This is a genomic window from Mangrovibacter sp. MFB070, assembly GCF_000705335.1.
Lineage (GTDB): Bacteria > Pseudomonadota > Gammaproteobacteria > Enterobacterales > Enterobacteriaceae > Mangrovibacter > Mangrovibacter plantisponsor.
This window is the reverse complement of sequence record NZ_JJMI01000019.1, coordinates 224,710-237,648: the sequence shown is the minus strand read 5'-3', so window position 1 is coordinate 237,648 and position 12,939 is coordinate 224,710. Positions and strand designations below refer to the sequence as shown.

Sequence of the window (12,939 nt, the reverse complement as noted above, 5' to 3'; positions counted from 1 at the left end):
TTTTTATGACTCCGTTGAAGTGGCGCGAATACAATTTTAAACCATACTCAATTAAAAGCGCCGGTAAGAAAAAATAACTCAGTTATGGGTAATGAGCTTTCATACCCTTTTATTTGGCTTAAGTGATGCTTTCAGGCAGAACGATGATGACAACACAGCACACTAATTCTGAACAACATATTGTTTCCCTTGGGGAATCCAGACAGCTATTACTTGATGGCGGCTGGGCAATGGCTGAGTTTGATTTGTCTGGTAATGTTATTTCAGCGAATCAGCAGTTTGCTCTTTTAATGGGGTTTTCTCATGCCGATGAACTGGTGAATATTAACCATTCGCAATTTGTATTAAGTCATGGCCGTGGTACTGTTTTCTGGCAGGACGTGCTGGCCGGAAATATTACCTGTGGAGAATTTAAACGTTGCCATCATGATGATTGTGTCGTGTGGCTGCATGCATCTTATTCACCTGTACTCAATAAAGATAATGAGTTGCAAAGTATTCTGATGATGGCAATGGACATCACTCAGGAAAAACTGATGTATGTGGAATACCATGCCCGCCTGCAGGCGCTGGACAGTGCTCAGGGCGTGATTGAGTTTGATAAGAACGGTTTTATTTTGTGTGCCAATGACAATTATCTGGCAATGACCGGGTACAGCGAACGCGAGTTAGTTGGCCGTCATCATGCTTTTTTGTGTGCCAAAGATGAAGTGTCAGCTAACGGCTACCAGCGTTTCTGGAAAGCGTTACGCCGCGGAGAGTGCTGGAAAGGGCGGTTTAAAAGGATTCGTAAGAACGGCCAGCCGTTATGGATTCAGGCTAACTATAACCCTATTTTTGATTCCGAAGGGCGCCTGTGCCGGATAGTGAAGTATGCACACGATATCACTGAATATGTTGCGAATGAGAGAAAAATGGTTCAGCAACGTGCATTACTGGATATTTTACTGGATGCACAGAACCGCTTTTTGCATGATCATGACCTGGGTTCAGCCTGTGACCATGTGTTCACGCCATTACTGGATATGACCCAGTGTGAATTTGGTTTTATTGGAATTGTGCAGGATACCGAAGGTGTGTTGTCTTTGCATATTCCGGCCATTTCGAATATCTCGTGGGATGATTCCGTTACCCGGTGGTTTGATGAGCAGATGCAGGCGAATAACGCGCTGATTTTTCACCGGCTGGATAACATATTTGGGCAGGTCATTACGCACAATAAAATTATGTGTGTGAATGATGTGCCTGCATTCCCGGGGAAACGCCGTTTTCCTGCCGGGCACCCGCCTTTGCATAATTTCCTGGGTATTCCCATTGTATTTAATCAGAAACCTGTCGGCATGATCGCGCTGGCTAACCGCCCGCAAGGGATGGATGATGAGCTGATTGCACAACTGGAACCGATAGTAACCACCCTGGGAACGCTCATCCGGGCTCGCAGCCTTGAAGATAAGCGTTCGGAAATGGAAGCCCGGTTACGTTTCAACGCCACTCACGACGGGCTGACCCGGTTGCCGAACCGTAACGCTTTTTTTGAATCCTTACATGCTTTGCCTGATCTCAACTTACCTTCACAAGGGATGTCCAGGCATTGCCTTGCTCTGGTCGATGTGGACTTCTTCAAGCGGATAAATGATAAGTATGGCCACCTGGCGGGCGATGCTTTATTGCAGGAATTAGCTCGTTTACTGGAGACGCACACCCGGGGTACGGACCTGGTGGCCAGGTTGGGTGGTGAAGAGTTTATTGTATTGCTGCGGGATGTGACAACGCGGGACGCCTGCCTGGCAATGGAGCGGCTACGTGCTGCAATTGCAGATTACACCTTTAACTGGGAAGCGGTTTCGCTCTCGTTTACCGTGAGTATCGGTGTGGCGCCCTGGCGGCCAGAGTACGCTTCCATGGATGACTGGGTACAACAGGCAGATACTAACCTGTATCAGGCGAAATCTGCCGGGCGTAACCAGGTTTGTGGGCCGTAACATGCTGGCTGCTAACTAAAAAGAAGGGAAATTGCGCTTTCCCTTCTTTTTCACCAGGCTTAAAAGGTCACAGGGTCCTTGTTCAGCAGCGTATTCAGGATAACGGTGGCGCGGAAACCGGCACAATTTCCACGCTTATCAGCCCAACCCCTAATTTACGCGGCGAGTGCCCCAGAATATTGTCCATATTAGATTCTTGTGGCGCAGGCGGTGTAATGGTCAGCGTGCTACTGTTGCCTGGGTTATCAAAGCGTAATGTTGTAGTGACCGGTGTATCACCGACAGTCAGAACTTGTTCCTGGTTACCCACCCGTACTGGAATTGGCTGGTTGATATTTGGCCCATACGCTTTGGCCTTAATCACCACGTCAAAGTGCGCTGGCAAGGGCCGGGTATATTCAATTTTCACTTCAGGGGAGATATTGGCATTAGACCAGCGACCCCATGATTCCGGGCGGGAAATTCCGGTGAAGCTTTTCACTTCATCTGGCGCACCTGCCACATTGAAAATGAAACTGTCGGCTTTGTAGCGGATGTCGTTATCGACAATTTTCAGCTTATCGATATTTTGCTGGTAACGGGCCATATCAATGACAGTGTCAGGGAAATGAGCCTTGCCTTGCCAGGCCTGGGTACTGACTGCCTGAACCTGTTGTTTCCCCCCCAGTTGCCCTTGCGCCACGCACAAGTCGCTGGAAAGCGCGAGTTCAGGCGACCACAGGCGCGCCATTTTGTAGCAGGTATCAACCCAAATAAAGTTATCCCGGGGAGCGAAATCGGCCAGTTGGTAGCGCAATGGCGCAGAATATTCACTCTCTGGCAACGGTTCGATTTTTTTGTCGGATACACGTAACAGTAATGGCAGGCGGAAGGTACTGCCGGAGAAACTGATCGTGTTCTTGCCTTTATCAATATTGAAGGTGTCGATATGCGTTGGGAAATTCCACAGGCGAATCACGTCTGGTTTCCAGGCGAGAATTTTGTCTTTCATATTCAAAAAGAGCGACGAGAGCGACTGCCCGGACAGGCTACTGCGCCCCAGACCCAGATAGTTATCACCCCCGAGAATATCCAGCACGGTTGCACCGTTATCCATAGGGTTGCGTTTCACGGAAACCAGTTGTTGCGTGGGTTGGTCACCGCGAATAATGAAAAACAGATCTTCCCTGTCTTGTTTATTGAGATAAGGCCAGGCGGTATTTTTCATTGCCAGGTGGTCTGAAGACACCACGATTATGGTGTTCTTAAACCAGGGGGATGCCTTTATCTTTTCAATTAACGCAGCGACATGCTGTTGGCTACAGGTGACAGCGCTGAACGACTGGTTGGTTTTACCGTCCATTTTATAGCTGCGACGTGTACAGGAACGGGAAATAAACCCATCGGGATGGTGAGTATCCACTGTCAGAGTAAACAGGGAGAAGCGTTTATTTTGGCTGGAGAGCGTGACAAACTGCTTCCACACTTCATCCAGTACGGTGTCGTCGTAGTAACCCCAGTCATTTTTATATGCCGGATCGCTGACTCTCTGCTTGAGCTCTTCAGAGCCGTAGAGGTGATCGAAACCGTGAGATTTAAGGAATACATCTTTCCCGGCAAAGCGCAGGTTGGCACCCTGCATGAAGTAGTTTTCATAGCCGGAATTTTTCAGAATATCGCCAAGGCACACGTTCTGGGGGAAGAATGTGGACATCGAGGCCGATGAATTGCCTTCAAATGGCGCAAAAAGAGGAATCCCACATTGTGATGCCACCATACCTGCGATGGTGTAGTCCATGCCCGGTAGCTGGCCGGTTTTACTGAAATCAATGGCATCCTGTTTGAGTGCGCCGAGTTCAGGCGTCAGGCCGGGGAATGCCTCGTTATCGAAGTAAGTGCGCTCAAGGCTTTCCCCATAGATGTACACCAAATTCAGATGAGGGGACGGAATCGTTTTGTTAGGTTCTTTATAGTAAACGTCAAAATCTGGATCCCCCTGGCGGGATTGTGATTTCACCAGTTCAGACAGTTGGTGAAAGGCCGGGCTGGCATCAACGGAGGCCAGTGCCAGTATTAACGCCAGCAGGCTGTAACCGCGGTGGTGCGGCGCGTGTTTACGGCGGCGTAACAACCAGGATAACCCGAAAAAGATGCCCGCCAGGAGCCCAGCAAGCCCGATTCCCGGCAGGATATATTTGTGAATGCCTGCGCCTGTGAGGCTACTGGTGAGGGTGTACAGCACCGCATCGTTGATCCCTTCGCCAGTAAAATAATTACTGGCATAAAGAACGATATTCAGCACAACAAAGACAATGAGTACCACAAGCGTGCAGATAAACCACCATGTGTGGCGGCCTGCCTTCCACGCATAAATAGCGATAGATGTGATAAACAGAAAAAACGAGATAACTTCTGACACTACGTGATCCTCATCTGAATACCCGGGTACTCCTCAGGCGAGCGACACTCCCGGGCAGACTAATCTAGCCTGAGTTAATACTCCGTGCAATTTTTCTGCAACAAAAATGTGCTGCTGTAAGAGGTTTTTTCAGTGCGTATGTGGGGGTGTCATCAAACTGCGAAACTTCGGACTTCCCTTAGTGATTTACCTAAGAAAGTTTATTGTGGCATGGCGCTTTATTCTGGTTTTATCCGCTAAAACGCCTGGTTTTTTAGTGATTAATCCGGATTTGTGCGGTTTTGTCTGATCTTCTTTAGCAATATATCATGTTAAAATATAATGATTTTCAGATTATCCTCAGGATAATCTGAAAGATGTCCATGCTACATTACTGCAAATTTCTTGGGGATATTTGCCCTTCATTCCGCACAGCAATCGTGGATACTTTTATGTGGTTATATATTATTAGTCTTGCGGGGCTATTGGCTTTCGTAATGTTTTGTTTTTTCAAACATTATCGTGAGATCAGTAAACGTACGCTGGACACGGATCGTGTGCGCCATCGTGTAAAACGGCGCTGACAGCTGAACAAAACGTTGCCTTTTGGCAACAAAAAAAGCGCAGATTCTGCGCTTTTTCTTTATTTTACAGTTAGTTAAGATATGAAGCTGGCACCCTGTTTGAGTACCAAATCACAGGCTTTGGTTTTCACCTTTTTGCCCAGTTCTGAATTGCCCAATGAATCCAGGTTGATTTGTTGGCCTTCTTTGCTGTTCAGCAGGCCTGCTAACCCTTGTTGGTAATCCTGTGAGGTGCTGCTGCTCTGGTTTTCCAGCCCCAGTTTATTAAGTAACTGATTTTTTACGTTATCTGCAGAAGTTGCATTCACCAGTTTTTGTTTCATGCAATACTGGAGTACCCCCGCCGCATTATTCATATTCCCCGCACTCAGAGAATTGCTGCTGCCCAGCAGGCTGGTTAGTGAAGATGTGCTGTTAGCGCTCGTACTGCCAGAGCTGCTGCCCATTAATTGCTCTGCTGAACTGGAGAGTTGTTGCAGGTTTACTGCGCTGGCTGTGGCCGATACCAGCCCGAAAGCCAGTGCAAGAGAAAGAAGTACAGGTTGCTTAACGCTCATAAGAAAATCCACCAGGGAAGCCAATAATTGTGGCCTCAGTATAAACCTGATTTCGGGCAGTGCTGCTGCCTGCCCAATAATTCGGATTTTAGTACTCTTTTCCGGTAACCCGGCTGCGGTGGCTGTCCCAATTGAAAATAACCCACAGGCTGTTACCCAGGCGCATACGATCCATCACGCGTTCGCCCAATAGCTGGTTCATCTCGTTAATATTCAGATTGGTCAACATACCGGTTGGCCGCTTGGAAGAGGAACGACGGTCAACAATCTGGTTAATAATCACTTTCTCGTAACGGGATTCTGTCTGGACACCAATTTCATCAATGACCAGTAAGTCCACTCTGCTCAGGTCTTCAATCAGGCGTTCTTCTGTGGTTTCAGCTCCTTCACTGAAGGTGCCTTTCATCGCCGACATAATATCTGCCACGGTAATAATCAGTACAGATTTACCGTGCAATAACAAGGCGTTGCAAATTGCTGCGGCCAGGTGGTTTTTCCCGGTGCCGGGTTTGCCAGAAAAGACAAAACTGGCGATATTACCTTCGAATTCATCGGCATACTTACGTGCACGCGCCAGTGCCAGAGCCTGCCCTTCACACTCAACAAGATAATTATCAAACGAGCAATTAATATGCAGCTCGCGAATACCTGAACGTTTGAATGTGCGTTGCATTTTCATCGCCTGGTTTTCCCGGGCGAGTGCCTGAGAGCGCTGGCGGCCTTGTTCAAGTTGCCACTGGTGCCACTCTTCCGGCGTTGTAAACGCCGGTCTGATACCATCAGGAATATGGCGCCTGACACGGGAGAGCAGGTCGGTTGCTTTTTTTACCATTATTACCCCCGAAAACCGTCAGGAATGCTTTCATCCGGACGTGATATTTGCGAAATATCCCGCCTTGCCGGGCCGCCGTTTGCCTGGCGGCTGATTTGCAGATGACGCGCCAGCTTTTGTTGCCACTGAATATGGTGGAAAACTTTGCCTTCTGCCTGCCAGTATGACGTGAATGCTGCCAGCTCTTCTGCTGCCACAGGTGTGGCTAACATAATGCCCCACAATGCAGCCTGGCGGAGAAAATCGGCATCCGGAGCCCAGCCTGAATACATGGCAAATTTCCCCAGGGGAACCGGGCCTGCGGGCAAAGGGGCATCACTGAAAAGTGAGTCATCCAGGGCAACATCTGCCTGGGGAACGGGTTGCTGTTGCGCCGCTTCAATAGCCAGCAGTGCAGCAAGCCTTTCCGGTGTCAGTGCATAGAATGCCGGGCGGTTGTTATGGAAAACAGCAATAGCGCCATTTTCCGCCTGCTTCAGAGCAGAAAGCGGGTCATCATTAAATTGATCAAGACCGATAACATCCGGGGTAAGCGTTCTGGAAGACATAACACCATCTCAAAGCTGAATTTGACTGCGCCTTTTCAGGCGAAAAAGGCCGGGAACATACCACCAGATAGTAGCATAACCTGCGGGGCAGATTGAAAGGAAAGCAGTGGGGATAATCAGCATGGCGAGCAAAACAGGTAGCACCAGACCGCACAAGCGGCCTGGTTGCTGGGGCAACAACGCTTAGTTAATGATATTTAGCGTGACATCGATGTTACCACGGGTGGCATTGGAGTAAGGGCAGACGATATGAGCGGCATCCACCAGTTTTTTGGCTTCAGCACTGTCCATGCCCGGCAGGTGGATATTCAGCTTTGCTTCAATACCAAAACCATCAGGAATCGGACCAATACCGACTTCACCTTCAATAAAGGCTTCTTTTGGCAGGGCGATTTTATCGCGGCCAGCAACGAATTTCATGGCACCTAAAAAGCATGCAGAGTAACCGGCAGCAAAAAGCTGTTCGGGGTTGGTAACTTCACCACCGAGCCCGCCCATCTCTTTTGGCACACCCAGTTTGACATCCAGTACACCATCAGATGAAACAGCGCGGCCGTCACGGCCCCCGGTGGCTTTTGCTTTTGCCCGGTAAACCACTTGTTCTAAAGACATGTTGACTCCTTTGTATATTTCACTATTAAGTCGTGAGCGACTTAATAGACGGTGACTAAATTGAGACTGAAGTGGTGCAGGACATTACCCGTAAGAATATGTGCCTTAAGGCACGATGGTTAAGTTCTGCGCGTGACCATTCAGTCTTGCTCTGTGATTAATTTAAGTAGTGCGCTATTTAATTGCAAGTTATTTTTTTATTTAACTAAAGCCACAATACATCGTAGTTCAAGTGAGTCTGATGACAAACCTCATGTTCGCAGAGAACGAGAGGATGCCACCCAATAAAAAACCAGGAAAATCAATTCATTGATATTCGGCTGCTAACCAGAAAGAAGGAAAAACCACGCTTTTTCCTTCTTTTTCATCAATCTGACGCGGGTTACACCCGCGGACGTTTGCGGTAGAGCCATAAGCCTGGCAGGGACAAACCAATAGATAACGCGCCAACAATAAATGCGGCTTTCAGGAAATTGGTTACCAGCATTATCATCAGCGGCTCTGTATAGCCGAAGTGGCTCAGCTTCACTGCAGATATCATGGCGGTATAGGCGTAGATCCCCGGGAACATTGGGATGACGGCCGCGACCGTGAAAACTTTGGGGTGAGCAAGGTACCAGCGAGACCACTGAATCCCAATGCAGCCGACCAGAATGGATGCGAGAAATGTGCTCCATTCAATGTTGCCACCAAAGTGCATCAGGATAAACCGGGCTCCGTGGCCTATAGCTCCCAGTAAAGCACAGTAAGGCAATGCTCTGAGTGGCACGTTGAAAACCATGGCAAAACCGACTGCCGGAATAGAGGCCAGCGCCATATCCTGAAGCAGGTTCAATAAAAACGTCATTATGCCCATCCGCGTAACCCCCACAGTGCCAGCGCCGTGACCACACCAATACAGGTTGCAAGTGTAAGCAGGCTTGCCATGGCCCAGCGCGCAAGGCCGGTGTTGATATGGCCTTTGAACATATCCGCGACGGCATTAATCAATGGAAAGCCCGGCACTAATAATAAAACACTGGCGGCCATGGCAATGGTGGATGTGTGGCGAAACAGCGGGGTGGACAACAACAGCCCGGAAAGCGTTGTCGCAACAAATGCCGTGATGCAAAAGTTAATCTGCGGGTGAAAATGGCGGTGAGTGAGTACCTGGCGAACAAACATGGCAACGCTACTGGCAAGAAAGGCGATAAGTGCGCCATCCCACCCGCCATTGTTGAGTTTACAAAAGCACCCACAGGAGAGCCCAACCATCAGAACGACCAGCCACCGGGGGTAACGCAATGGTCGAATATGGGCAAACCGGCGCCGGACGTCTTTGTCATCCAGCAGCTTGTGCTCGGTCATAATGACAATATGCTGAACCTGGGTCACTACGTGCATATTGATCCCACGGTCAATATTTTTACGTGTGGATGTCAGGCAGTGATCATCAACGATAGTTGTCAGCACAATGGCATTAGCAGAAATGGCGCTTTCAACGCTATCCATGCCCAGGGCTTTACCCAACCGCCCGGAAAGTTCTTCCACCAGGGCACTTTCAGCGCCGTGCTGAAGCAGAAAGAGTGCGCACTGAATGCACAGCCGGGTTACTTCACGCTGTTTTACCGCTATTGCTTCCATTTTCAGACCTGCCAAAACCAAAAGTAGAGATAAAAGCGTGGCTGTTAATGCGCACGCAAGGTAACGGGGTTGTGCGTTGAACGGCTACCCGTACAAACTGACGGGGGTATTACCTGTTTTTGGGGGCACAAGCTCTGTTAGTGAGAAGGTATCTCCGTTCAACCTTTATTCAATTTAAGATATTTACCCACGATGGGAAACAGCCTGGCGAACATTTTGCTGCGAACATTTTGCAGATGGAAGCAGAGCCGCAAAGTAACAATGGGAAAGCGCGACAGACCAGATAAGGCAATTTATGCCGTGAAAGTGTTTTTTTCTTAACTTTGTATTAATGATTTTTTTACTTTTTATTTTTTTTGACCAGGAATATTCCATCAATATTTTTTTACTGAGGGCTATTAATTATTTGCTTAGATGTGCCGTGTTATAATTACAACACGCCCTGGTTGTATTCATCTTGCTGCATATTGCGTAGTGTTTAGGTTTTATTCAGGTGTGGCGTGGGATTATAGGCCTAATGTTCATCTGAACAGGTTCAGTATTTGTATTTATCTGTAGTTTTTTAAATTTATGTCTTTTCTATTCAACTTATCCAGGTCTGTTCTCCGTGTCATGCGGTTTTCTGGTGCATATTGCTATAGTGGTGGCGTAGGCTTTTCAAATAATATATTGATTTTTAAAGTTTACTGCTGTTTTGATTGCACGGAAATGCGTGGGGCTCCGTAAACCACCAGAAACAACGCAGGGTACAGAGGGCAGATATCAACAGGAGCAAAATATGACAGCAGGAAGCTATAAAGACGGTGCGGTTATTAGTCGTTCAGCGATAATCGCTGCCGGGATTGAATCACTGATTTTAAGAAATTTCGATAATATCAACCTGAGTGTTTGTGATGTAAAGTGCGATGGTCAGCTTAGTCTTACCGTTAATAACGATATCATTTTTTGTGATCTCTCCGGTGAAAACCACAGTGATGATATTTATTATCATTATCTGGAAAGTGTCCACAGCGGGCAAAAATGCCAGTGGGTTATGTTGATATCCGCAGATGAACAGCAATATGAAAAATGGCATGGTTTACCTAATATCCATTTGATTCCTCTGTTGGTTCCTGAAACTGAGCTGATAAATCTGCTGCACCCCTTTCTGGATTGCATGTACATTCCGGGGGATACAGAGGCTGACGCCGAAGCCTGCTCCAGTGCACAAATTCCCCAGGAGCACCATAAACTGACTGCATCGGAAAAACGAGTTTTGCGCCTGCTTGGGCGTGGGCTCGGGGTGAACCAGGTGGCAAATGTGCTGCAAAAAAGCAATAAAACGATTAGCGCCCAGAAACGGAGCGCATTGCGTCGTTTATCACTGCGCAGTAATGCCGATATGTATGCCTGGATTAACAGCGAAGCTGGCAAAGTGGAACTTTCCAACGAACTGTGAGGCAGGGCGGTTACTGGGCTTAACCGGTATGTGGCTGCTTTCATGTAAATGGGCCCTTGTGGCCCATTTGAGTCTGATGACAAACCTCATGTCCGCACAGAACGAGAGAATGTCACCTAATAAAAAACCAGTAAAATCAATTCATTGATTTTCGGCTGCTAACTAAAAAGAAGGAAAAACCACGCTTTTTCCTTCTTTTTCATCAATCTGAAATGGGCTCTTGTGGCCCATTTGTGCTTTCTCACAGACCCGTGCCCGGGCGTTAATTTGCAGGGATAACACCCTGGTAATCTGCCCGGGTTCCACCTGGTGTGTGGCAGCGGCAAACGCAACCATCCCACATGGTTATTTATGCCAGTGTGCAGTCACCACATTGTTGCACACCTGGCAGGCGGTTACGCTGGCAGCATGTGCGGCGCACCCACAGGCCTTCCCGTTCCAGCATAGTGCGGAACAGGGGGTTAGCACTCCCGGTGCGTAATTGCGCAGAGAGGAAGCAGTGGCGATGTAGTGCATTGAGCTCTTCCTGAGGGTGGAATTTGCTCATTTCATTGAGAAACCAGTTAACAATGTAACCCAGGTTGCTCCAGATAAGCTTGCCGTTGATATGACCGGTTGCTTCCAGGGCTGCAACGACCGGTGTAATCCCACTTTCAATAAGGTGCTCCATGCGGGAAATTGCATCCCGGGGGGCATCATGGTGAGCGGGCTGAACATCCAGCCAGAATTTTTCTGCCCGGCCGGTTTCATGGAAACGCACACAGACCCGTTCTGGTGAGAGGTCAAGGGGGCATGACATAGTCAGTTGCGCCAGCATCAGCGGGGGGACCAGTAGCCCGGTGTACCACTGAGCCCATAAAGAAAGTAGGGGCTTATTCTGTTGTTTTTTCTCAGGCGTATCGCGGTAACAGTGGCTGGCGTAGCGCTCCAGTAAGGCGGCAAGTTCAGCCGGTTGCGACCATTGCGCAAGTGTCAGGGCGTCTGATGGAGCCTGTGCGCCTGGGAAAATAAAGTCATTAAACCATGGGCTATGGCGCGTAAATGTTGCTTTTACCTTGTCTGACAGGGTACGGGGGAAAAAACGGGGAACCGTTCCCCATTCTTCTGCTGGTTGGCGAAACGCAAAATAAGCCATAGCGGTAAGCAATGTAAATATAAATGATAATAATTACTAATACTAACCGCGATGCCAGACACATACAAGCGTTGCTACCCGGGTGTCAGGCAGCACTCCAGGTATCAAAGGACAGAATGCTGTTGCGCCCCTGGTTCTTGGCACTGTAAAGCGCCTGGTCTGCCTGGCTCAGGGCTGTTCCCATATCATTGTTTTTGACTTGTGCGGTGCCGATGCTGATTGTCACATTGGTTGCGACACTTTCATTAAACATGTGCGGAATAGAGAGATCGTAAACCCGCTGGCGAATGCGCTCGGCCATTTCGCTGGCTTGTTGTGGCGTTGTATTGACCAGTAAGACCATAAATTCTTCGCCGCCATAGCGGCCAACAATATCTCTGGAGCGGACTGTATCGCGAATGGCGGCGGAAACACGCGTCAGTGCCTGGTCGCCCATCATGTGCCCGTAGTGGTCGTTATAGGCTTTAAAATGATCAATATCCAGCAGCAATAACGTATGTACAGAAGAAGAATCCGCTAAGGCGTTTTCTGTCCGGTTCTCAAAACCACGTCGATTATACAGGCCGGTAAGCGGGTCTATCATACTGAGGTCGATTAGCGTTTCTTTCTCTGCTTCCAGTGTATTAAGCAGGCTCAGGATAAACCTGTCGTTACGCTGCTTTATTACCTGGTGAATGGCAATCCCGATGGTTGGTAATGCAAAAGCAAACAACACCGGCACCCAGTATTCTCCCCTGGAAAGAAACAGGATGGTCAGTGTGGTGGGCAGGCAATGCAGCAGGAAACTGATTAAGTTATTGATGAACGCAATTGCCCCAATAAACAGGACAGCCAGTAATGTCACCATAAACCATGAAAGATCTGTGGTTTGTAAGACATGCTGTGTCAGTACGGCATTCCAGGCCCAAAAAATACCAAATATCAGTGAGATGATATTTATATGTACGCGTATTTTTTTATTTTTTAAATTTGAGATAAGTAAAAACGTACTGCCAATGAAAATCATTGCCACAGGAGTGCGCACAATAATATGCACTTTGTTGGCTACCGGGTTGAGCATGCAATAAAGTGAGCTCAGCGCGTTCAGGAGCAAAAACAGGCGTAATGAAAGTTGATACTTTTCTTTCATCAGGCCTTGCCATGATGGTGTCGTCATAAAAATCAGTGGTAAGAATAAAATATTTTGCAATATCAGTGATATTGCTGGCGTTATGTCCAGACCTTATCTGAGGAACTTAATCTACAGAATGC

The 12,939-nt window shown here is 48.1% G+C and carries 11 protein-coding genes; 2 read left to right on the top strand and 9 right to left on the bottom strand.

Features of this window, described 5'->3' with window-relative positions; translation table 11 throughout:
* Window positions 1-143 precede the first annotated feature (143 nt).
* Complete coding sequence (locus tag DT73_RS07650; RefSeq protein WP_051691296.1) at window positions 144-1,982, top strand: diguanylate cyclase; 1,839 nt, start codon at window positions 144-146, stop codon at window positions 1,980-1,982.
* A 94-nt stretch (window positions 1,983-2,076) separates the two neighbouring features.
* Here the strand turns inward: DT73_RS07650 and opgB are convergent, their stop codons facing one another.
* The 7 genes from opgB to DT73_RS07615 form a co-directional block, all read right to left on the bottom strand.
* Window positions 2,077-4,380, bottom strand: coding sequence for a phosphatidylglycerol--membrane-oligosaccharide glycerophosphotransferase (gene opgB, locus DT73_RS07645; protein ID WP_036106485.1), 2,304 nt, complete (start codon window positions 4,378-4,380; stop codon window positions 2,077-2,079).
* Between the two features lie 637 nt (window positions 4,381-5,017).
* Window positions 5,018-5,500: a DUF2501 domain-containing protein gene (locus DT73_RS07640; RefSeq protein WP_036106481.1), complete on the bottom strand. Its 483-nt coding sequence runs from the start codon at window positions 5,498-5,500 to the stop codon at window positions 5,018-5,020.
* An 88-nt stretch (window positions 5,501-5,588) separates the two neighbouring features.
* Window positions 5,589-6,332, bottom strand: a complete 744-nt coding sequence (dnaC, locus tag DT73_RS07635; protein WP_036106477.1) for a DNA replication protein DnaC — start codon at window positions 6,330-6,332, stop codon at window positions 5,589-5,591.
* Window positions 6,333-6,334: 2 nt separating this feature from the next.
* The gene (gene dnaT, locus DT73_RS07630) at window positions 6,335-6,880 is read right to left on the bottom strand and encodes a primosomal protein DnaT (protein WP_036106474.1); all 546 of its coding nucleotides are present in this window, start codon (window positions 6,878-6,880) and stop codon (window positions 6,335-6,337) included.
* A gap of 183 nt (window positions 6,881-7,063) precedes the next feature.
* A complete protein-coding gene (locus tag DT73_RS07625) occupies window positions 7,064-7,492 on the bottom strand; it encodes an organic hydroperoxide resistance protein (RefSeq protein WP_036106471.1) in 429 nt (142 codons plus the stop codon).
* Between the two features lie 382 nt (window positions 7,493-7,874).
* Window positions 7,875-8,348 carry a threonine/serine exporter gene (locus DT73_RS07620; RefSeq protein ID WP_036106468.1) on the bottom strand — a complete coding sequence of 158 codons (474 nt, stop codon included), beginning with the start codon at window positions 8,346-8,348 and terminating at the stop codon, window positions 7,875-7,877.
* The gene (locus DT73_RS07615) at window positions 8,339-9,115 is read right to left on the bottom strand and encodes a threonine/serine exporter ThrE family protein (RefSeq protein ID WP_036106465.1); all 777 of its coding nucleotides are present in this window, start codon (window positions 9,113-9,115) and stop codon (window positions 8,339-8,341) included. The genes DT73_RS07620 and DT73_RS07615 overlap by 10 nt, the downstream gene beginning before the upstream one ends.
* Before the next feature lie 778 nt (window positions 9,116-9,893).
* Here DT73_RS07615 and DT73_RS07610 point away from each other — a divergent pair.
* Complete coding sequence (locus DT73_RS07610; protein WP_036106462.1) at window positions 9,894-10,553, top strand: helix-turn-helix transcriptional regulator; 660 nt, start codon at window positions 9,894-9,896, stop codon at window positions 10,551-10,553.
* Between the two features lie 349 nt (window positions 10,554-10,902).
* On the opposite strand, the gene fhuF is transcribed toward DT73_RS07610, so the two are convergent.
* Window positions 10,903-11,688, bottom strand: coding sequence for a siderophore-iron reductase FhuF (fhuF, locus tag DT73_RS07605; RefSeq protein ID WP_036106459.1), 786 nt, complete (start codon window positions 11,686-11,688; stop codon window positions 10,903-10,905).
* Window positions 11,689-11,773: 85 nt separating this feature from the next.
* The gene (locus DT73_RS07600) at window positions 11,774-12,844 is read right to left on the bottom strand and encodes a diguanylate cyclase (RefSeq protein ID WP_036106894.1); all 1,071 of its coding nucleotides are present in this window, start codon (window positions 12,842-12,844) and stop codon (window positions 11,774-11,776) included.
* Between the last annotated feature and the right edge of the window lie 95 nt (window positions 12,845-12,939).